The organism is Pseudomonas sp. TE3644, assembly GCF_056278815.1.
The window spans coordinates 3,229,251-3,250,678 of the sequence record NZ_JBWBQF010000001.1 but is presented as its reverse complement, the minus strand read 5'-3'; the positions used below and the strand labels follow the sequence as shown (position 1 = coordinate 3,250,678).

Genomic DNA, 21,428 nt, shown 5'->3' with positions numbered 1-21,428 from the left:
CATGACCGACCACCTGATTGAAATCGATGATTTACGGGTCAGCTTCGGCGACCAGCCTGTGGTGCGCGGTGTGGGCCTGCACATCCGCGCGGGTGAATGCCTGGCCCTGGTGGGCGAGTCCGGCTCGGGCAAGTCGGTCACGGCGCACGCCATCCTGCAACTGCTGCCCGCCAGCGCGCAGGCCAGCGGCAGCGTGAAGTTGTTGGGTGAGCAGTTGCTGGGCACCAGCGCCGCGCGCCTGCGCGCCATACGCGGCAACCGCGTGGCGATGATTTTTCAGGAACCCATGAGCTCGCTGAACCCGCTGCACAGCGTGGAGCGGCAGGTCGGCGAAACCTTGCGCCTGCATACCTCGCTGGATGGCCACGGCATTCGCCGGCGCACCCTGGAGTTGCTGGAGCAGGTAGGAATACAGCGGGCCGAGGAGCGTCTGCGCGCCTACCCGCACCAGCTGTCCGGCGGTCAGCGACAGCGCGTGATGATTGCCATGGCGCTGGCCTGCGAGCCGCAGTTGCTGATTGCCGACGAACCCACCACGGCCCTGGATGTGACGGTGCAGCGAAAGATCCTGCAGTTGCTCAAGGACCTGCAACGGCAGACCGGCATGGCCCTGCTGCTGATCAGTCACGACCTCAACCTGGTGCGGCACATCGCCCAGCGAGTGGCGGTGATGCGGGAGGGCTGCATCGTCGAGCAGGCCGACTGCGAAACCCTGTTCTGTCAGCCTCGGCACAGCTACACCAAGCTGTTGCTGGACGCCGAGCCTGGCAGTGATCCCTTGCCCGTGCAAACCAGCGGCACGCTGCTGCAAGGCCAGGGCATGCATGTGCGCTTTGCCCTGGGAGGGCCGTTCTGGCGGCGCCGTTACTTGGCGGCAGTGCAGGGCGTGGACTTGGCCGTGCGGCGCGGCACCACTCTGGGCATTGTCGGCGAATCGGGCTCGGGCAAATCTTCCCTGGGGCAGGCCATGCTCCGGCTGATTCAGGCCAAAGGGCAAGTGCACTTCGATGGCACCGCTCTGGAGGGGCTGGATGATCGGCAGATGCGCCCCTGGCGCCGACGCATGCAGGTGGTCTTTCAGGACCCCTACGGCAGCCTCAGTCCACGCCTGAGCGTGCTGCAGATTATCGCCGAGGGGCTGGGGGTGCACACCGATCTCGGCGCTACCGAGCGTGAAAACGCGGTCATTGCCGTGCTGCAGGAAGTGGGCCTGGACCCTGAGGTACGTCACCGCTACCCCCATGAATTTTCCGGTGGCCAGCGCCAACGCATCGCCATCGCCCGGGCCCTGGTGCTCAAGCCCGATTTCATCCTGCTCGATGAGCCCACCTCGGCGCTGGACCGCACTGTGCAGAAACAGATCATCGACCTGCTGCGCCGCCTGCAACAAAGCCATGGCCTGACCTACCTGTTCATCAGCCATGACCTGGCGGTGGTCCGCGCCCTGGCGCATGACCTGTTGGTGATGAAGGACGGGCAAGTGCTGGAACGCGGCGCCACGGCGCAGGTGTTCGACGCGCCCAGACACCCCTACACCCGGCAATTGCTGGCGGCCGCCTTTGCGTCCGGCACGCCGGCGCTGGCCGATGTGCACTAACCCAATCTGAACCAAGGCAGCCTCGCTGCCCCGCAATCGCTGTACAGGGAGTCGACTCAATGCTTGAAGATACATCCTCACTCCGGCTGCTGCTGTCGCGCTTCAGTCGGCTGCGCCTGGGCGCCGGCCAGTTTCACTCGCTGCGTTATGTGCAGCACGACACCGTGGGCCTGTCGGTGACCCGTAACGTCATCGACCCGCCGCGCCGCCAGTCCAGCTGCGGCGTGATGCTGTGCGTGCGCGTCAATGGCAACGAGGCCTTCGCCGCCACCAGTGACTTGACGGAGCAGGGCTTGAGCCGCGCCTACGATCGCGCCTTGCAACTGGCCCAGGCCACGGGTGAGCTGGGCCTGTTGAAGTTGCCGTCCCTGCAAGGCGAGGCGGTACACGCCATGTATGCCTCGCCCGGCGCCGAGCAGCCGTTACCCGACACGGCGTATTGGCTGGACGTGCTGCGTGGCGAGTCGGCCCGTGTGCCGCGCCACGACAAGCTGGTGAACTGGTCTGCCGGGCTGCGGGTCACCGACCGGCAACAGCTGTATATCGACAGCACCGGCAGCGAAATCCTCACCCACAAGCGCCTGTTCTACCCCCGTCTGGACGTGACCGCCTTTGATGGCAGGCAAAGCCAGCGGCGTACCTGGACAGTGGCCCGCCAGGGCAGCAATGCCGTGGTGCAGGACAGTGGCTTTGTGGGCCAGATCGAGCAGGTGGCCGACCAGGCCCTGCAGTTGCTGGCCGCGCCCAACACCCCACAAGGTCCGCGCGACCTGTTGCTGATGCCCGATCAGATGATCCTGCAGATCCACGAATCCATCGGTCACCCGCTGGAAATGGACCGCATCCTGGGCGACGAGCGCAATTTTGCCGGGACCAGCTTCGTCACCCCGGAGATGTTCGGCCACTACCAGTACGGCTCGCCATTACTCAACGTCAGCTTCGACCCCCAGGTGCTGAGCGAGCTGGGCAGCTACAGCCACGATGATGAAGGCCTGGTGGCCAATAAACACTTGCTGATCGAAGGCGGGGTGCTCAAGCGTCCATTGGCCGGGGCGTTGTCCCAAGCCCGCACGAGCATGGACGGCGTGGCCAACAGCCGCGCCTGCGACTGGAACCGCGCGCCCATCGACCGCATGGCCAACCTGAACGTCGAGCCGGGCGACCAGACGCTGGCCAACATGATCAGCAATATCGAGCACGGGATTCTCATGGCCACCAACCGCTCCTGGTCGATCGACCAGGCCCGCAACAAGTTTCAGTTCGGCTGTGAGTGGGGCCAGTTGATCGAAAACGGCCAGTTGGCCGGTGTGGTGAAAAACCCCAACTACCGCGGGGTGTCTTCGCAGTTCTGGCGCAACTTGAGCGCCGTGGGCGACCACTCCACCTTCCAGGTGCTGGGTACGCCCAACTGCGGCAAGGGCGAACCCAACCAATCCATCACCGTGGGCCATGCCTCGCCCGCCTGTGTGTTCCAGCAGATTGACGTGTTCGGGGGGCAAGCCTGATGAGCCATTTCCACTACCGCGACGCGTTCGACCAACTGGCCCAGTGGCTCAATCAACAGTTGGCCGGCGGCGAGCAGTTTTCCCTGGGCTACAGCGCCGAGGACTCGCAGTTCATCCGCTTCAACCATGGCCGCGTACGGCAGGTCAGCGAGGTCAGGCAGATTGAAGTCACGCTGCGCTTAATCCGCGATGAACGCCATGCCAGTGAAACCCTGACCCTGACCGGTGAAATCGAGCTGGATATCGCGCGTTTGGGCAAGGCGTTGGCGCAACTGCGTGCGCTGCTGGTGCAGTTGCCCGCCGACCCTTACCTGCAACTGCACCATCAGGCGTACACCAGTGAGCGTGAAAGCGACGGTGAAGTGCCCAGTGCTGCCGAGTTGATCGAGCAGGTGGTGAGCCTCAGCGACGGCCTGGACATGGTCGGTATCTACGCTGGTGGCCCGCTGTACCGCGGCTTCGCCAGTTCCTGGGGTGGGCGCGGTTGGCATGTGGCGACCAGTGCCAGCCTGGATTTCAGCCTGTTCCACGCCAACGGCGAGGCAGTGAAGATCACCTACGCGGCCAGCCACTGGGACCGCGATGCCCTGGCCGCGCAGTTCGCCCAGGGGCGCGAGCAGTTGGTGCACCTGGGCAAACCGCGCAAAAGCCTGAGCCCGGGCCGTTACCGCACCTACTTCGCCCCGGCGGCGCTGAACTCGCTGGTGTCGATGTTGCGGGGTGGCTTTTCCGCCCGGGCGCTGAATAACCGCAGCAGTGCCCTGCAAGCCCTGCAGTTGGGCACCGCCAGCCTGTCCGCCAGGTTCAGCCTGAGTGAATCGGCCTCCACCGGGCTGGAACCGCTGTTTAACGGCGACGGCAGCCTGCGTCAGGACCAACCGTTGATCAGCGCCGGTGAGTTGGCTGGCCAACTGGTCAGTGCCCGGTCGGCTCGCGAATACGGTTTGCAGGCCAATGGCGTGGACGGCAGCGAATTGCCCTCGTCGCTGGTCATGGCTGCTGGCGATCTGCCCACGGCCCAGGTGCTGCAGGCGCTGGGCACCGGCCTGTACATCGGCAATCTCTGGTACCTGAACTACTCGGACGTGGGCCTTGCGCGGGTCACCGGCCTGACCCGCTTTGCCAGTTTCTGGGTGGAGGACGGCCAGATCGTCGCGCCCATCGACACCATGCGCTTCGACGACAGCCTGTACGCGGTACTCGGTGACAACCTGCTGGCCCTGACCCGCGAAAGGACCCTGCGCATCAGCACCCGCACCTACCACCATCGCGATGCCCAGACGGTGCTGCTGCCGGGCGCCCTGGTCGAGGGTTTCACCTTGACCCTGTAAGCCACGTTCTGTTTCACCCTGTCGCAGCCGTCGAGGCGGCTGCGCTTCAACACTGCCAGGAAAGCCCGTTTGATGAGCTCAACCCCCCGTTTTACCCACAGTATTCGCGATCTGCCGCAGATCGATCATCGCCTCACCTTGCGACAGCCGCTGCAGCACAAGGATCCGCTCAAGGAGCGCCTGCATCGCAAGCAGCGGCTGGCCGCAGCCTACCGCCTGTTTGCCCAATTGGGGTTCGAGGTAGGGGTGGCGGGGCATTTCACCGCCCGCGACCCGGTGGACTCCGACCACTTCTGGATCAACCCACTGGGCGTGCCCTTTTCGCAGATCCGCGTATCGGACCTGATGCGCGTGGACGGCAATGGCCGCGTGGTGGAGGGCGAGGGCGTGCTCAATACCAGCGCGCTGGAACTGCACTATGACCTGCAGAAAGCCCGCCCCGAAGTGGTCGGCATCGCCCATGTGCATGGCTTTCATGGTCGGGTGTGGTCGTCGCTGGGCAAGTTGTTCCAGCCCATCACCGCCGAGTCCGGCTACTTTCAGGGCGACCAGGTGCTGTTCCCGCGCCTGGCCCTGCGCAACGCCGAAGGTGGCGTGGAGCGCGACCGCGACCGGGTCAGCCGCGCCTTCGTCGACACCTTTGCCCAGCACAACCTGCTGGTGTGGCAGAACCATGGCCTGTGGACCGTGGGCCAGAGCGTGGAGACCGCGGCCTGGCGCTTCATCCTGGCCGACGACACCGCGCGCGCGCATCTGCTGGCGTACTCGGCAGGGACACCGGTGATACCTGACCTGGACCCACCCAAGGCGAGCGACAAGCCCGGCCAGGAGTTCTTCGCCTGGCTGAACTTCCTGCCGCTGTGGGACCGCATCCGCGCCGAACAACCGGACCTGCTCGACTGAGCCTCCATTTACCCTGCCAAGGAGCAACCTTTGAGTCATTCCCCCAAGCAGATGATCCTGGGCGCGTTCATCCCCAGCGCCGGCTTCATGAGTTCGGTGTGGCGCCATCCTGCTGCCGCCACCGACCTGTTTCGCGACTTCGACCATTTCCGCTGGACTGCGCAAACTCTGGAGGCGGCCAAATTCCATGCGGTGTTTTTCAACGACGCGGTCAACGTCGACCCGGACAAGGCCACGCTGTACGGCAGCCCGACCAGCGTGCGCTGGGACCCCCTGGTACTGCTGCCAGCGCTGGCACTGACCACCCAGCGCATCGGCCTGATCGGCACGGCCAGCACCACCTACAACGAGCCCTACAACCTGGCGCGCAAGTTGGCCAACATCGACCACCTGAGTCACGGCCGGGTAGGCTGGAACCTGGTGACTTCCCTGGGCGGCGGCGAAAATTTCAACCTCGACGCCCATGTGCTGCACGCCGATCGCTACGCCCGCGCCGAAGAGTTCTACGACGTGGTCAGCGGCCTGTGGGACAGCTGGGAGGACGACGCCTTTGTCCAGGACAAGGACAGCGGACGCTTCCTCGACGTGAGCAAAATGCATGTGCTCAACCACCACGGCCAGCACTTCCAGGTGCGCGGCCCGCTCAACGCTTCGCGCCCGGTGCAGGGCTACCCAGTGATTGCCCAGGCGGGCTCATCCGACGCGGGGCGCGCCCTGGCGGCGCGTGCCGGCGAGCTGATCTTCACTGCCCAGCACACCCTGCAGCAAGGCCAGGTGTTCTACCAGGAAATCAAGCAGCGCGCCCAGGCGCTGGGGCGTAACCCGGAGCATCTGAAAGTACTGCCGGGGGTATCGCCCATCGTCGGTCGCACCCTGGAAGAGGCCCAGGCGCGCTATGACCAACAGCAGGCGTTGCTGAACCCGCCTGAGTTCCTGCGTTCGATCTCGCGGTTTGTCGGCCTGAGCATCGACCTGTCGGAGTTGCCGTTCGATTCCGTGGTACCGCTGCCGCCTGACGACCTCGACACCAACGGCCACAAAAGCCGGCAGAAACTGGTGGTTGACCTGATCCGCCGCGAGCGCCCCACCGTGCGCGAGCTGTTCAACCAACTGACGGCGGGCGGGCACCGCATCCTGATTGGCACGCCGCAGACGATCGCCGACGATTTTCAGGCCTGGTTCGAAGGGGGCGCCGCCGATGGCTTCAACGTGATGTTCTCGGGGCTGCATCACGGCATCACCGATTTTGCCGAGCTGGTGGTGCCCGAGCTGCAACGCCGAGGGCTGTTCCGCGAGGAGTACCACGGGCAGACGCTGCGCGAAAACCTTGGCCTGCCATTCATTGCCAACCGCTACGCCCAAGGTGTGGCGTAACTTGATTTCAGAAGGAAAGTGCTTGATGACCACCTACACCACCTTGATCGACGGCCCTGAACTGGCCGCGCTTGTGCGGCAGGGGCCAGCGCCGCTGTTGCTCGATTGCCGCTTTGACCTGGCCGCGCCAGACAGTGGCGAAGCGGCGTTCGCCGAGGGGCATTTGCCGGGTGCGCAGTACCTGCACCTGGATCGCGACCTGAGCGGGGCCAAGACCGGCCACAATGGCCGTCATCCGTTGCCTGCGCGCGACACCTTGGCCGTCCGCTTGCGAGAGCTGGGTTTGAATCAAGATCAGCAAGTCGTGGTCTACGACGCCCAGGGCGGTATGTTCGCCGCCCGCGTGTGGTGGCTGCTGCGCTGGCTGGGCCATGAAAACGTGGCCGTGCTGGACGGCGGGCTGCCGGCCTGGACCGCCGCAGGCCAAGGGTTGCAAAGCGAACGCTCGCAGCCGTTGCCGGGTAACTTTGTCAGCCGCCAGGCATTGGTCGACACCGTGGACCGCGCGGCGGTGCTGGCCAACCTGCAAGGGCAGGGGCTGCTGGTGATTGTCGATGCGCGGGCGCCCGATCGCTTCCGTGGCGAGAACGAAACCCTGGATGCGCGGGGCGGGCACATTCCTGGCGCGCGCAACCGCTTCTTCCGCGACAATCTGGGCGTGGATGGCCGCTTCAAGTCGGCGGCCGACCTGCGTACCGAGTTTTCTGCCTTGCTGGGTACCCATGAGGCGCAGCAATCGGTGCAGCAATGCGGCTCCGGTGTAACGGCCTGCCATAACCTGCTGGCCATGGAAGTCGCAGGCCTGGGCGGCGCACGTCTGTACCCGGGTTCCTGGAGCGAGTGGAGCAGTGATCCCCTCGCGCCTGTTGCCAGGGGCGAGGTTGCCTAAAAAGCAGGGGTAATGGACGTACTTAGCAGGGCGGGGAGATAGGGCGCCACGTCGCTGGCGCCCTGACAACCAAGCCTGCTGCCGCCTTACGGCGTTAGCGACAGGCTTGGTTGTCCGCCCCAGGCATCGCCAGGAACGTAATGGTCGCCGGCTCGAAAACAACGTCCCCGGCCTTGATGTCCACCCCTGTCAATCGAGGCAGGGTATCGCCGGCCGCCAGTTTCAGCACCGTCCCGTTCAACTTGACGTCCCTCGTCGACAGGTCACCGGAAGCCGCCAACGTGTACCGCTGGGACGGTTGCGCAAGGCGGATCTTGCTCGATCGCTGCTCATCGTTATTGATGACCAGCAGCACCACCCCACCTGGTGTGCCCCCCATGCACTGAGCGTAGGCATGCAGGCCGATGCGGTTGTTGATGCCGGTGTCCAGCACCCCAGTGCCCATCAGTCTGCGCCAAAGCAGCGCCCCCCAGTAATTGGGTTTTGGGGTAAACGAGTCCTCGTCCAGCAGGCCGTAGTCACTGGCCACCAGGGTGTTGTGGGCAGCAACCTTGACGCCTTGGCGTGCGAGGCGGCCGAGTTGATCCAGGTACCTGAATGTGTCCCTGAAGGTAGACGCCCACGGGTTGCCGCCACAGGCAGAATCGCCTGTCTCGGTAAGCCAGATGGATTTGCCGGGTTCGAACGTGTCGCGTTGCTGGCGATAAAAGGCCAGGGTGATGTCAGTGCGCGCCAGCCACTCCTCAGACAAGGCGGCCTGCGCGGTGGTCTGGTTCAACGGAGCACACCGCTGCGAGACACCGTAGTAGTGGTGGTAGGAAAAGTGATCGACACCCTCATTGGCAGCGCTCAACAGATCGTGCGTGGCGATCATGGGGATCCCGGTTTTGCCCATGCCCCACGCCGTGTCATTTTCCCCAACGGACCCAGGCCCCAGGATCAGCATGTCGGGGGCAACGGACCGGCTAAAGGCGTGAAAGGTTTTGAAGTCCCGACCGTAGGCGCCAGCGTCGTAACCCTTGGGCGCGCCACCGATTGCCGCGATGTTGGGCTCGTTCATGTATTCGGCGGCGGCAATATGGCCGCCAATTGACTGGGTGTAGCCGAGGAAGCGCTTGGCCTGTTCCGTTGTCCATGCACCGCTGCTGTCGCGGGTGCCGGGGCTTATCGCGAACGAGGTGATGATGGGCGCGCCCACCGCATTGGAAAACTCGACCAGCCCGCGCCATTGTTGATGCGTCAGCACGCCCGCAAAGCCTGTGGGAGGCTGCGCAGGCGCCTCATCGGCATCCGGAAAGTAGGTGCTGTTGGCCCAGGTGCCGCTGGTTCTCACGTAGGCCGGCGACAGCGCGGTGGCCAGTGTGCGCAGCCGCCGGTTGCCGAGGTCCAGCGGCGGCCGGTACGCGAACTTCGCCGGATCCATCCCGACGGGTTTTGCCGGCTGGCCGACAATGCCGTGCGCAGCATCGAGCGCGGAGTAAGGTTTCCAGAAGTTCCCGCCCGTTACTTCCAGCATCTCGATGTTGTAGGACTGGAAGCGTTCATCGGTATTACCGGTTTTGGCAAATTTTGCTGGCGTCAGTGTCGGCGTCAGTTCTGTCGAGAAGGAAGGGGAGGAGTAAAATCCCACCAGGCTCAACATCATTATTGTTTTTGTCATGGAGGATCGCGGCTTCATCAACTTCATCCTGTTATTGTTTGAATATCCATTGCATCAATGACGTGTGAGAGATAGTTGCCTACACCACTGGTTAGCGGTTGTGGCGTGGCCAAGCGTTGGACTTCTATGTTGTCATACAAGGGTGCGATCTTGATGCGCTTCAGGCTACCTGTCAACTGGCAATGCGGAGTAGGGCGGGGGCCTTTAATTCCAGGCCATAACCATAGATATGGCTTATACCAGGTATCCAGACAATGGATACTTTCGGGCGTCAAAAGGGCCTAGGCAAACGTTGCCTATCTTGTATGATGAGTTGGCGGCAGCGCACCTTGCCGTTTCGGTTGCTTATCGCCGATAACATGTTTGTCCAATAAATCTAACAAAATACGGGCTTCTCCATGTTTAAACCAACAGCAGCGGCTGCTTGCCTGGCCTCCTATTGTCTGTGCCTGGCCGGCCATGCGCTTGCCGACGATTTCTATGAACAGGACGATACATTGAGGCTGCGTTTGCGCAATGAACTCCGGCGTGCCGATAAGCCAAGTGCCGGTTCTGCACATGATATATACGCGTGGGTGCAAGGGGCTGCAGTTGAATACAACAGTCCCTTCATTGGCGGTGTCGTAGGCATTGATGCGGGGGCGTTCTACACCGAAAAGTTGGGGGATCACCAAGGCTGGAGTACGCGCTGGTACCTGGATGACCATGATGATTTCAGCCTGTACACGGCCGCCGTGAAACTGAAGCTGTCAGAGAGGCTGCGAGTGAAGATAGGCAGGATGGTCACCGACTCCGCCTACAGCGGTCAGGATGACATCCCGCTGATCAATTCATCCTCTCAGCGGACGCAGCCGTCCATGTCGGACGGGGCGTTGTTCAAGTACAGCCTGCGGCCTACCTGGGATATTTACAGCATGTATCGCGTGGGGGTGTACAACTATCCGGATGTGGCGCTGGGTGTCCACAAGGCCGGCCCTATCAATCCCGCAACCTATACCTACGACACGCTGCGCCCCCAGTACCTGGTTTCGACGGTCTACCATGCCAACCTCGACACGTATGCGTACAGCGCCAGCTGGCAGGACGATGTTGCTACCCAGCTGATGACGCGATCGTCGCAGCGCTACCCCGTCAGTGCCGACGGCCGCAGTTACTTCAAGCCTGAGTGGGTAGCCTTCTATGCACGACTCAATGGCACCTCTACCGGCTACGACGGTTCGGACCATACCTACGTGCTGGGGGGCAAGCTGAGCTACGTCACCGGGGCCGGATCGACGTCCGTTGCGGTGAACAAGGCGGGCCCCAAGCTGAACTGGCTGGCGGGTGTCGACACTGATTTGAGCTACACCTTCGACTTGAGCATTGATCGTAATTACAGCGATATGTGGTCCTGGCAAGTGGGCCACACCTGGAACCTGCCCCACGATACCTTCTTCGGCGTTGCGCAGTTGTTCACCAACGGCTATGAAGATTATCACCGGCAGGTCAAGATCAAAGGCACGGCGACTGACCTCTACCTCGGGTATACCCCCCACGATGGACCGTTGAAAGGTTTCCGTTCGTTGTTGGTGCTCAACCTGGCGCGTGAGCAACGCGATGGCAGCTCGCTGGGCAACCGGCTTGACTACTTCGATGTGAAAATGAACCTGCAATATGATTTCAACCTGATGTGATAGTGCAGACGCTGTCTTCCCTCGGTCCGCGTCGCCGGGTGGTTGGCAAGCCTGCCATCACGGCTGTCGCTCCATGACCTGCAGTTTTCCTGTTTATCAATTCAACCAGTGAGGATGTATGCTGAAACACGCGGTTATCCCGTTTTTGATCGGTACCGGTGTCCTGCTAGCGGCGCCTTTCGCCTTGGCAGCCCCTACCAGTCTGGTGTTTTGCTCTGAAGGCAGCCCCGCAGGTTTCGACCCCGCCCAGTACACCACCGGCACCGACCTGGATGCGTCGGCAGAAACGGTGTTCAACCGCCTGACCCAGTTCGAGCGTGGCGGCACTGCTGTCACCCCGGGCCTTGCAACCCGCTGGGACATTGCCCCAGACGGTCTGGTCTATACCTTCCACTTGCGTGAAGGGGTCAAATTCCAGACCACCGACTACTTCAAGCCCACCCGCGACTTTAACGCAGACGACGTACTGTTCACCTTCAACCGCATGCTCCACAAGGACATGCCGTTCAACAAAGCCTATCCCGCCGAGTTTCCGTACTTCACCGACATGGGCATGAACGACAACATCACCAAGGTCGAGAAGCTGGACGAGCACACCGTCACGTTCACCCTCAAGGGCGTCGACGCCGCGTTCATCCAGGACATGGCCATGAGCTTCGCCTCCATCCAGTCGGCCGAGTACGCCGATCAGTTGCTCAAGCAGGGCAAGGCCGCCGACATCAACCAAAAGCCCGTGGGCACTGGCCCCTTTGTGTTCAGCAAGTACGTCAAGGATGCCCAGGTACGCTTCAAGGGCAACAAGGACTATTGGAAACCTGAGGACGTGAAGGTCGACAACCTGATCTTCGCCATCACCACCGACGCCTCGGTGCGCATGCAGAAGCTGAAGAACAACGAGTGCCAGGTCACGGCCTACCCGCGCCCGGCCGACATCGCGCCGCTCAAGGCCGACCCGCAGTTGAAGATGCCTGAGCAGGCCGGCTTCAACCTGGGCTACATCGCCTACAACGTCACCCACACGCCATTCGACAACCTCAAGTTCCGCCAGGCCCTGGACATGGCGGTCAACAAGCAGCAGATCATCACGGCGGTGTACATGGGGGCGGGCCAACTGGCGCAGAACTCCCTGCCGCCGTCGCAATGGTCCTATGACACCACCATCAAGGACGCGCCCTACAACCCGGACAAGGCCCGTGCACTGCTCAAGGAAGCCGGTATCCCGGAAGGCACCACCATCAATCTGTGGGCCATGCCGGTGCAACGCGCCTACAACCCCAACGCCAAGCTGATGGCGGAGATGCTGCAGGCCGACTGGGCCAGGATCGGCATCAAGGCCAACATCGTCAGCTACGAGTGGGGCGAGTACATCAAGCGCGCCAAGGCTGGCGAGATGGACGCCATGCTGATTGGCTGGACCGGCGACAACGGCGACCCGGACAACTGGCTGGACACCATGCTGGGCTGCGACGCGGTAAACGGGAACAACTTCGGCAAGTGGTGCGACGCCGATTTCGACAAGCTGGTCAAGGCCGCCAAAGCCACTGCCGACCAACCCACGCGCACCGCGCTGTACCAGCAGGCCCAGCACCGCATGAAAGATCAGGTACCCATCACCCCGATCGCTCACTCCACGGTCTACCAGCCCATGCGCAGCAATGTGGAGGGTTTCAAAATCAGCCCGTTCGGTTTCAACTCGTTTTATGGGGTAGGCGTCGAGTCATCCGGCGACCGACGAGGTTGATGCGGGCCTGTGGGATAGGGCTCAGTGGGGCAGGTCGTGTTGATTGGAAAGATGCTTACAGTGCGCCGATGCGCGCAAGCTCGGCGCTCAGCTCGACACGGCTCAAGGTATCAAGGGGCAGGGCAAGCAAGGCGCTTACCCGTTCGCGGATCTTGGTCAGGGTGTCCTGGAACGCCTGTTCAATCTGTTGCTCCGTGCCGCTCACCGCAGAGGGATCGGCCAGCCCCCAGTGGGCTTGGAGCGAAGGGCCGAAATACAACGGGCAGGCTTCCCCGGCCGCGCGGTCGCAGACGGTAATGACGATGTCCGGTGGCGAGCTTTCGAAGGCATCAGAGGCCTTGCTGTAAAGACCGTCGGTGGCAATACCGGCGGCGGCCAGGGTACGCAGCGCCCGGGCTTTGACCTGGCCACTGGGGAAGCTGCCGGAGCTGACGGCCACCGTGCCAGCCGGCGCCAAATGGTTGAACAGCGCCTCGGAGAGAATGCTGCGGCAGCTGTTTGTGGGTACACATGAAGAGTACTTTCATGACGGGTGTCCAGGGTTCAAAGGCTGAGGCGCAAGGCGAGTGCGCACAGCGTGGCGACAAGGATGGGAAGCGTGAGCACGATGCCGGTTTTGAAGTAGTAACCCCAACTGACGGTGATGCCTTTTCTGGCCAGCACATGCAGCCACAGCAGCGTGGCCAGGCTGCCGATGGGGGTGATCTTGGGGCCCAGGTCGCAGCCAATGACATTGGCGTACACCATGGCCTCACGCACAACGCCAGACGCATCGGCGCCATGGATGGCCAGCGCACCCACCAGCACGGTGGGCATGTTGTTCATGATCGAGGACAGCACTGCGCTCAGCAGGCCGGTGCCCAGGGCAGCAGCCCATACACCGTGCTGGGCGAACACGTTGAGCAGTTGCGCGATGTAGTCGGTGAGGCCGGCGTTCTTTAAGCCGTAGACCACCAGGTACATGCCCAGCGAGAACACCACCACCTGCCAGGGCGCGCCCTTGAGTACCTTGCCGGTGTTGATGGCATGGCCCTTGGCGGCAATCAGGTACAGGACCAACGCACACGCGGCAGCGATGGCGCTGATGGGCACACCCAATGGCTCCAGGACAAAAAAGCCGATCAGCAGTGCCAGCAACACCCACCACCCGGCGCGAAACGTCCCGCGGTCGCGAATGGCTTCCTGCGGGGCTTTCAATTGCGCCAGGTCATAGACGTGGGGCAGGTCGGCGCGAAAAAACCACAGCAGCATCGCCAGCGTGGTGGCGATGCTGACCAGGGTGACCGGCACCATCACGGCGGCGTAATGAGCAAAGCCAATATCGAAATAGTCAGCGGAGACGATGTTCACGAGGTTGGACACCACCAGCGGCAAGCTCGCGGTATCGGCGATGAAGCCGGCCGCCATGACGAACGCCAGGGTCGCGGCTGGCGAGAAGCGCAGGGCAAGCAGCATGGCGATGACGATGGGGGTCAGGATCAGCGCGGCGCCATCGTTGGCGAACAACGCTGATACAGCAGCACCCAGCAGAATGTTAAAGGCGAACAGCCGACGACTGCTGCCACCACCCCAGCGGGCAACGTGCAGTGCGGTCCATTCGAAGAACCCGGCTTCGTCAAGCAGCAGGCTGATGATAATGACCGCGACAAAGGTCGCGGTGGCGTTCCAGACGATGTGCCAGACCAACGGAATATCGCCCAGGCTCACCGCGCCACCGAGCAGCGCCAGGACTGCGCCAAAGGTAGCGCTCCAGCCGACGCCGAGCCCTTTTGGCTGCCAGATGACCAGGATGATTGTGGTGATGAAGATCAGTAGCGCAGTCGACATGCGAGGCACCGGGGGAAGGGGGGCAGACAAGCGACCGCCAGAGGTGTCGCATATGACTATCTGAATATACGAATATCCATATGTCTGGTAAAGAGCTTGCAGCGTTTCGTGTCAGCTAAACCGTATTCATCTACTCAAACCGCCGACCTTTTTCCAGGGTCTAACAGCAAGCCGCCAGGCGCACAGGTCGGCCCTCCATTGAGGCCAGACGATCGCGGTCGCCGTGAACCCAAGACAGATTGGCGTCCAGGGTCAGTTGTAAAACCTGCAGCACCCAGTCCGGCAACTCCGGATGCAAACGGTAGTAAACCCATTGACCTTGCCGACGATCAGCCAGCAGCCCGCAAGCACGCAGCTGTGCCAGATGGCGTGAAATTTTTGGCTGGCTATCGTCAAGGGCCGCGATTAACTCACAGACGCACAGCTCCTGTTCAGCACGCACCAGCAGCATGATGCGCGCTCGGGTCTCGTCGCCTAGGCATTTGAATACGGCGGGGGGGGACATGCTCATCTGGCCTTATCCATATATCGCATTGCGTATATTCGTATTTACGCATGTGCTTTGGGTTTTGGGAAGGCAGCTGGCTGGATTGGGCGGCTCTCAAGCGGTGTACACGCCAGTCTGCGGGACGCAGCGCTGCTACGGGGGATAGCGAAATTCGCGTAGCCGCTGCCGTCAGGCTGCGCTGGTCGGTGCAAACCCTGCACATTTTCAGCGAGGCTGAAGGCCAGCGCAGCCTATCGGCAGCGGCTACGCACATCTGCGATTGTCTTGAGAACGCATCGCCTGCATCGCGACTAAAGTCGGCTCCTACACCGTCCGGGGTAGGAGCCGGCTTTTGCCGCGATGCAGGCGACGCGGTCCTGTAGCAGCAACTGTCTTCATGTGGGAGCGGGCTCTGCCCGCGAAGAGGACGCCGTGGTGGTTCAGATACTTCGCGGTGTTCTTTTCGCGGGTAGAACCCGCTCCCACAGGTGTGGGGTCTCCTACGCCGTCCGTGGTAGGAGGCGGCCTTGGCCGATGCCGTCGTTCTGTAGCAAGCTGCCGAAGGCTGCGTCTGGTCCCGCGCGGTGCATCAGGTATGGCGCGGCGTTTGTGACGAAGACAGTTGCTCCTACACCGTCTGGGGCAGACGCCGCGATTGCCGGGTTGATCAGCCATTATTCTTCCTCACGCCAGAGCGAGCAGTCGCTCGGCAGCGAGCAGCACCGCGATGATGATCATCGCCGCTCCCGACACCCGACTGACCAGGATCGCGACAGCCGGCCGCGAGGCAAGTACAGCGCGGGCGCTGAACCCGACGGCGAGGTACACCACCGCGCAACTCAGCCCATGCAGCAGCCCCAGCGCCAGTATCTGCGCTGACACCGGCCAGGCGGCAAGCGGGTTGGTGAACTGCGGCAGCAACGCCAGAAACAACAGCAGCACCTTGGGGTTCAAGCCACTCACACACAGCCCCTTGAGCGCCCATCGGCTCCAAGTGCCGTCGTCAGCGGCCGCCCCCTGGGCAGGCGCCGAGGGCTTGAGCAGCATGTTGATGCCCAGCCACAGCAAATAGGCCGCGCCCAGCAGCGTCAGCGTGGAGAGCGCATAAGGCACCTGCACCACCAGGCCACCCACGCCAGCCGCCACCAGAACGGTTGCCAACAGATGCCCCGACAGCATGCCGGCCACCGCCGGTACCACGACTCGGCCCCGCAGGCCCGCAGCAATGGCATAGGCCCAGTCGACGCCAGGGGTGATGACAAACAGAAACGATACGGCCCAGAAGGCCAGCAACAGGGATAGATTCACGACCAAACTTCCTTCGGTTCTCGTACGCAAGGCGGCTGACACCGCCGATTTATTGCGGTAGAAGAATAAAGAAAGCTTGTTAGTATCATCTTTTAAAGGTGCGTGACTGGCGGGGTGTTTGTGGAAGGTTTTTTGATATGGATCGAATAGACAGGAATATTCTTGCGCAGCTACAGGTGGATGGTCGCCAGTCCCTCACTGACCTTGCCGAACGGGTGGGCTTGAGCCTGTCACCTTGCCATCGTCGTGTGCGGGCGTTGGAGGAGGCGGGCGTGATTCAGGGCTACAGGGCCCACCTGTCGGGGCCGGCGCTGGGGCTGAATTTTTCGTCGCTGGTGTTCGTGACCTTGCGTGAAGGGCATCAGCAGGCGGTAGCCGACTTCGAAGCGGCCTTGCCGCGCCTTGCCTGTATTGTGCAGGCCCAGCGGTTGTTCGGTGACCCGGACTACTTGCTGATGGTGGTTACGGCGGATTTGCCGGCGTTTCAAAAATTGTATGACGAGGAGTTGTCGAGGCTGCCAAATGTGCAGCGGTTGACCTCGACCTTGGTGATGAAGCATGTGATCACGGACCGGCCATTGCCGTTGCCTTGAGGCCGGCGGCATGTACCCGGTGTACGAGCACAACCGGAAACGGCTGAGTAACACCAGGACATGCGCAGAATGGACAGACTGCGTGCGCTCGTGGACCTTGCCGCTGATAGGCTCGGTGCCGATTGAGACGCGCGGCGCTGGCGATGTAGCCCCCGTCTTGGCCAGGGCAATCGAGTGTCGTCGGCAGAATTGCTGGCGGGCGCGCCGCTGGTGATCAGTTTTTCTCGCAGCGTTTAGCGCTCAAAGTAGGCAAGAATTTCACAACCATCGCCGACCGGTACATGGGCGATGGTTTTGCGCGTGGCGATGTCCACCACACTGACGGTGGCGTCGTTCTCATTGGCAACGAGCAGGTAGTCCTGCGCAGGGCTGAAGCAGCCGTCCAGTGGCTTGTCACCCAATTGGGCATTGAACAGCCATTGCAGGTTTTCATCGAAAAAACTCACCATCGGTTCAAAGTCACCGATGACCGCCAACAGTCGGCCATCGGGACTGAAACGCACTACCTGCCCGGGGCGCTGGTGCCCAGGCAGTTCGAGGGTGTGCAGCACGCGACGCTGCCCGGTATCCACGACGTACAGCACCGGGTGATCCCCCGCAGTGGCCACTACCCAGGGGTGCAGGGGCGATGCGTCGATGCCATTCAACGGGCCGGGCATCCCCACGGCTTCGGGCGCCTGGCCGGGTTTACGCAGGTCGACGGCGTAGAGCTGGCCATCCTCTTCGCTTTCAGCCCACAGCTGGTCTGCGTGTGGCAGCGGCGTCAGGCGGTGCACATTCTTGGAAGGGACATGGATATGATCCACGATCTTGTCCTGAGCGGGGTCTATGACAATGATCGTCGCGCTGTTTTCACAGCACAGGTATACCAGGCCGTCACGGCCCAGGCGTCCGGTATGGGGTGAGACGTAGGGCAGGGTGTCGATGAATCCGCTCAAGCGGCGGCTATCGAGGTCGATCACGGCGACCTTGTGGTTAGGGTGGGGGTTGTCGCCGTGGATACCGTCACCGTAGATGGGCACGTAGGCCTTGCGCAGGTGTTCAAGCACGAGCAACTCATGGGGGCGGGAGGGCAGGTCGGTGACGGCAGCGATGACCGAGAGGTTCCCGGGGTCCAGGAACAGGACCTGCTGGCCCTGTTTGTCGACGGCGATTATTTCCTGTCCGACGCTGTGTTTGAGGTTCATCACATTCATCCTGTGCTGGGGTAGGCAAGCGTTGAATGTATGGATGGAGAGCCTTGCGAGGGCTTTAGTTCAAGTCGGTTGCCTTGGCTGGCGTGTGCTTGCTGGGGGCAACAATGATGCTGTAGGGACGTGGGAGCGCAAGTGCTGGGACGGTAGCGCTGAATCGAGTGGGGGACTCAGTCCGGCAACCCCCGCAGGCAACTGGAGCAGGAGATACCCGACCGCAGCGCTTGCCGCCAGTCAGCGTTTAGTAAATAACGTGACCACGGCGGTCATGTTCCTGTCTCCCAGGCCCTGAGAATGCCTGCACTGAAAACCATGTGGGCGGCGGCAATCGTCGGCGCGTCGTCTGGTGCGCGAGCGGCCTGCAAGGTGTAGCCAAAATCCTTTTCGATCAGCTCGATGGGAAACTGCATTGCTGGCTGAATCAGGCCCGGTGCGGTTGGACATATCAATCTCCGTCGGCAGGCCATGTCCATTGCCGTTATGTCCAAATACTCGAGAAAGCACACTCAATCCGCGAAATCAGTTGGTAGGTAATTCCCTCGAACGTCCCCCTACGTGCGTTACTGAGTGAACCGAGAAGGGGTGATTGATGAAGCGTCGAGGGCATCACTATTGGCCGTGGGCCGACTGCCGAATGCCACTGCATCCGCAGCGGTCGTCGCGGGCTATGTCAGAAAAGGCGCGTCGCGCTCAAAGGAGGTATTGATGCGCCTTTCCAGCTTTATCCTGGATAACGTCGAGCCCATTCTCCAAGCGTGGGAAGATTTCGCCGGCTCAATGACCACACCGGGCGGCCCGCTGAACGCGACAGAGCTACGGGATCATGCGGATCTGATGCTTCGTACTATCGCTGAGGATTTGGCCACAGAACAAACAGCTCAACAACAACATGAAAAGTCATGGGGCACAGGCCCGCACTATGACGGAACCGCCGCGCAGTCCCACGCCATGACCCGCCTGATGGCCGGCTTCACCATCGATCAAGTCGTCGCAGAGTTTCGCGCGTTGCGAGCGAGCGTGGTGAGCCATTGGATGTCCCAGGCAAGTGGCGGGGCGAAGCTTGAGGTGCAGGATATGATTCGGTTCAATGAAGCCATTGACCAGGCACTTGCCGAGTCGGTAGCCAGTTACACCCAGGCAGTGCAGGACTCGCGCAATATTTTTCTGGGCATTCTCGGCCATGACCTGCGAGCGCCGCTCAGCGCCATCCTGCTTGGGGCGGATGTGCTCTTGCGTACAGATGATCTGGGTGCGCGATCAACCAAGATTGCCTCTAAAATCTATACCAGCGTGAAACGCGCCAATCAGATCGTCGGCGATCTCCTGGACTTTACCCGGTCCCACCTGGGGCCAGGCATACCCGTTGTGAAAGCCTCGATTGATCTGATGCCCATCTGCGCCAGGATAATCGAGGAGTGCAGAACGATTTATCCTGAATCCACCATTGTGTTCAGTTTCGCCGGCGTCGCGAAAGGACGGTTTGACGAGGCGCGCCTGGGTCAGGTGTTCTCCAACCTCATCGGCAACGCTATTCAGCATGGGGTCGCGCATGCCCCAGTAACCGTCGCCATGATCGCATCTGATGACCACGTGAAATTCAGCGTGCACAACAGCGGTCTTCCGATTGCCCAAGAGGTGCTACCGCAGATATTCAATCCAATGGGGCGCTACTCGCCTCAATCTGCAGCTGACCACGGTCCACTGGCGAGCTTGGGGCTGGGGCTTTTTATTGCGGCTCAAATCGTGAATGGCCACCAGGGCCACATCGACGTCTGCTCGGACGCTGAGACTGGCACGACATTTCAGGTAACCCTGCCCAAATAGCCGCCGCTTTCCCACGCGGTGCGGCATCTGAGGTTTGAGGGCGCCCGTCGTGTTCACGACAAGCGCACGCAGGCTGATCTACGGGTCGACGGGGCTGTCTGAAATGGATTCCAGCGACGTGCGACTACTTTTCAGTCAGGGTGCGCGTGCTGTCTCGATCAACAATGGTAAAGCCCGTGTCGATACACACCGGTGGCGCCTCCGCCCCCGGCGCCGTGCGCAGTCGTGCCAGTAATGCCTCCGCTACCTGCTGGCCAATCAACGTGCCGTTGACCTGCACCGTCGACAGTGGCGGGTGCACGTGAGCGGCGCTGCTCAAATCGCCGAAGCCCATCACCGCCACATCCTCCGGTACGCGCAGGCCGCGACTCGCCGCTTCGGCCAGCACGCCCTGGGCGATGGTGTCCGAGCTGCACACCACCACCTGCGGGCGGTGGCCTTTGTCCAGCAAGCCTTGCAGGCCCAGGCGGCCGGACGCCAGGGTGGCGGGGGCGGGGAGGATTTCGGTGGGGGTGTCGGTGATGCCGTGGGCTTGCAGCTCTGTCTTCAGGCTGGCCACACGCCGTAGCCCGCGCGGGTCGTCAAGGGTCACCACGGCAAAGCGCCGGTAGCCCTTGTCCAGCAGGTTGCGGGCGATGCCCACGCCCACCTGTTCGTGGGAGAAGCCCACCAGCATGTCGATGGGCGCCTCGCTCAGGTCCCAGGCTTCCACCACCGGGATGCGCGCGGAGGCCAGGCGCTGGCGGCTGGCCTCGGTGTGCAGGGTGCCGGTCAGGACGATGCCATCGGGGCGCCGGCCGAGCACGGCTTCCAGCAGCGCCTCTTCCTGCTCGGCGCTGTAGCCGGTCAGGCCGATCAGGGTCTGGTAACCGGCCACGGTAAGGCGGTCCATCACTGCCTGCACGGTGTCGGCGAAGATCGAGTTGGCGATGGTGGGCAGGAAAATCGCCACCAGCCGGCTTTTGTTGGTGGCCAGGCCGCCGGCCAGCATGTTCGGCACGTAGCCCATGGCCCGCGCGGCCTCGCGCACCTTGTCCCGGGTGCGCTCACTGACCAGCTCGGGGCGGTGCAGGGCGCGCGACACGGTGATCGGCGATACCCCCGCCACGCGCGCCACGTCGATCAGGGTGTAGCCGGGGACACCGGCGGGGCCATTGCCGGAGAGCGACAGGTCCTTGTTCGACTTCTTGGCCATTTGCGGGTGTGTCTACCGTGGGGAGGGGGGGATATCTTAACCCACACACCTTTGATGTCGAATAGACAAGGCTGGCAATGCCGATCTCACAGGCCATGGTGTGGGAGCGGGTTCTACCCGCGAAGCGCCGCGTAGCAGCAACTGTCTTGAAATCGGGTCGCCCGCATCGCGACTAAAGTCGGCTCCTACAGCGTCCGTGGTAGGAGCCGGCCTTGGCCGCGATGCAGACGCCGCGATCAATGGGGTATACGGGCCCCCGCGGCAGCGGAGGTACACACCGCAGGAGAAAGTTGCGTCACAAACGGCGCGGTGAGTCAGCAACTGCGCA

Annotated in this window: 17 protein-coding genes and 1 pseudogene; 10 read left to right on the top strand and 8 right to left on the bottom strand. The window is 62.3% G+C overall.

Going from position 1 to position 21,428, the window contains the following annotated elements:
* Position 1: 1 nt before the first annotated feature.
* The 6 genes from ACZ9GA_RS14405 (at position 2) to ACZ9GA_RS14380 (ending at position 7,599) form a co-directional block, all read left to right on the top strand.
* Positions 2 to 1,597: an ABC transporter ATP-binding protein gene (locus tag ACZ9GA_RS14405; RefSeq protein WP_457362040.1), complete on the top strand. Its 1,596-nt coding sequence runs from the start codon at positions 2 to 4 to the stop codon at positions 1,595 to 1,597.
* A gap of 59 nt (positions 1,598 to 1,656) precedes the next feature.
* On the top strand, positions 1,657 to 3,102 hold the full coding sequence (locus tag ACZ9GA_RS14400; RefSeq protein ID WP_457362041.1) for a TldD/PmbA family protein: 1,446 nt from the start codon (positions 1,657 to 1,659) through the stop codon (positions 3,100 to 3,102).
* Positions 3,102 to 4,433, top strand: a complete 1,332-nt coding sequence (locus ACZ9GA_RS14395; protein ID WP_457362042.1) for a TldD/PmbA family protein — start codon at positions 3,102 to 3,104, stop codon at positions 4,431 to 4,433. The genes ACZ9GA_RS14400 and ACZ9GA_RS14395 overlap by 1 nt, the downstream gene beginning before the upstream one ends.
* 72 nt (positions 4,434 to 4,505) lie before the next feature.
* Positions 4,506 to 5,336, top strand: coding sequence for a class II aldolase/adducin family protein (locus tag ACZ9GA_RS14390; RefSeq protein WP_457362043.1), 831 nt, complete (start codon positions 4,506 to 4,508; stop codon positions 5,334 to 5,336).
* Positions 5,337 to 5,387: 51 nt separating this feature from the next.
* Positions 5,388 to 6,710, top strand: coding sequence for an LLM class flavin-dependent oxidoreductase (locus ACZ9GA_RS14385; protein ID WP_457363722.1), 1,323 nt, complete (start codon positions 5,388 to 5,390; stop codon positions 6,708 to 6,710).
* Positions 6,711 to 6,735: 25 nt separating this feature from the next.
* Positions 6,736 to 7,599, top strand: a complete 864-nt coding sequence (locus ACZ9GA_RS14380) for a sulfurtransferase (protein ID WP_457362044.1) — start codon at positions 6,736 to 6,738, stop codon at positions 7,597 to 7,599.
* A gap of 94 nt (positions 7,600 to 7,693) precedes the next feature.
* Here the strand turns inward: ACZ9GA_RS14380 and ACZ9GA_RS14375 are convergent, their stop codons facing one another.
* Positions 7,694 to 9,286: a glycosyl hydrolase family 79 N-terminal domain-containing protein gene (locus tag ACZ9GA_RS14375; RefSeq protein WP_457362045.1), complete on the bottom strand. Its 1,593-nt coding sequence runs from the start codon at positions 9,284 to 9,286 to the stop codon at positions 7,694 to 7,696.
* 371 nt (positions 9,287 to 9,657) lie between these two features.
* Here ACZ9GA_RS14375 and ACZ9GA_RS14370 point away from each other — a divergent pair, with 371 nt between their 5' ends.
* Together ACZ9GA_RS14370 and ACZ9GA_RS14365 are read left to right on the top strand one after the other, a co-directional pair.
* Entirely contained in the window at positions 9,658 to 10,932 is a 1,275-nt protein-coding gene (locus ACZ9GA_RS14370) for an OprD family outer membrane porin (RefSeq protein ID WP_457362046.1), read from the top strand.
* 118 nt (positions 10,933 to 11,050) lie between these two features.
* On the top strand, positions 11,051 to 12,673 hold the full coding sequence (locus ACZ9GA_RS14365) for an ABC transporter substrate-binding protein (protein WP_457362047.1): 1,623 nt from the start codon (positions 11,051 to 11,053) through the stop codon (positions 12,671 to 12,673).
* A 55-nt stretch (positions 12,674 to 12,728) separates the two neighbouring features.
* Here ACZ9GA_RS14365 and ACZ9GA_RS14360 read toward each other — a convergent pair.
* The 4 genes and pseudogenes from ACZ9GA_RS14360 to ACZ9GA_RS14345 all read right to left on the bottom strand — a co-directional run bounded on the left by ACZ9GA_RS14360 (position 12,729) and on the right by ACZ9GA_RS14345 (position 16,301).
* A pseudogene (locus ACZ9GA_RS14360) lies at positions 12,729 to 13,200 on the bottom strand (arsenate reductase ArsC).
* A gap of 16 nt (positions 13,201 to 13,216) precedes the next feature.
* The gene (locus ACZ9GA_RS14355; RefSeq protein ID WP_457362049.1) at positions 13,217 to 14,500 is read right to left on the bottom strand and encodes an arsenic transporter; all 1,284 of its coding nucleotides are present in this window, start codon (positions 14,498 to 14,500) and stop codon (positions 13,217 to 13,219) included.
* Between the two features lie 160 nt (positions 14,501 to 14,660).
* Positions 14,661 to 15,011: a metalloregulator ArsR/SmtB family transcription factor gene (locus ACZ9GA_RS14350; protein WP_457362050.1), complete on the bottom strand. Its 351-nt coding sequence runs from the start codon at positions 15,009 to 15,011 to the stop codon at positions 14,661 to 14,663.
* A gap of 660 nt (positions 15,012 to 15,671) precedes the next feature.
* Positions 15,672 to 16,301: a LysE family translocator gene (locus ACZ9GA_RS14345; RefSeq protein WP_457363723.1), complete on the bottom strand. Its 630-nt coding sequence runs from the start codon at positions 16,299 to 16,301 to the stop codon at positions 15,672 to 15,674.
* Between the two features lie 131 nt (positions 16,302 to 16,432).
* Here ACZ9GA_RS14345 and ACZ9GA_RS14340 point away from each other — a divergent pair, with 131 nt between their 5' ends.
* Entirely contained in the window at positions 16,433 to 16,888 is a 456-nt protein-coding gene (locus tag ACZ9GA_RS14340; RefSeq protein WP_457362051.1) for an Lrp/AsnC family transcriptional regulator, read from the top strand.
* A 233-nt stretch (positions 16,889 to 17,121) separates the two neighbouring features.
* On the opposite strand, the gene ACZ9GA_RS14335 is transcribed toward ACZ9GA_RS14340, so the two are convergent.
* Positions 17,122 to 18,075 carry a YncE family protein gene (locus ACZ9GA_RS14335; RefSeq protein ID WP_457362052.1) on the bottom strand — a complete coding sequence of 318 codons (954 nt, stop codon included), beginning with the start codon at positions 18,073 to 18,075 and terminating at the stop codon, positions 17,122 to 17,124.
* Between the two features lie 272 nt (positions 18,076 to 18,347).
* On the bottom strand, positions 18,348 to 18,491 hold the full coding sequence (locus ACZ9GA_RS14330) for a hypothetical protein (RefSeq protein ID WP_457362053.1): 144 nt from the start codon (positions 18,489 to 18,491) through the stop codon (positions 18,348 to 18,350).
* Positions 18,492 to 18,786: 295 nt separating this feature from the next.
* Here ACZ9GA_RS14330 and ACZ9GA_RS14325 point away from each other — a divergent pair, with 295 nt between their 5' ends.
* Entirely contained in the window at positions 18,787 to 19,905 is a 1,119-nt protein-coding gene (locus ACZ9GA_RS14325) for an ATP-binding protein (protein ID WP_457362054.1), read from the top strand.
* Positions 19,906 to 20,029: 124 nt separating this feature from the next.
* Here the strand turns inward: ACZ9GA_RS14325 and ACZ9GA_RS14320 are convergent, their stop codons facing one another.
* Positions 20,030 to 21,100 (bottom strand): LacI family DNA-binding transcriptional regulator, encoded by a 1,071-nt coding sequence (locus ACZ9GA_RS14320; protein WP_457362055.1) that lies wholly within the window; start codon positions 21,098 to 21,100, stop codon positions 20,030 to 20,032.
* Positions 21,101 to 21,428 lie beyond the last annotated feature (328 nt).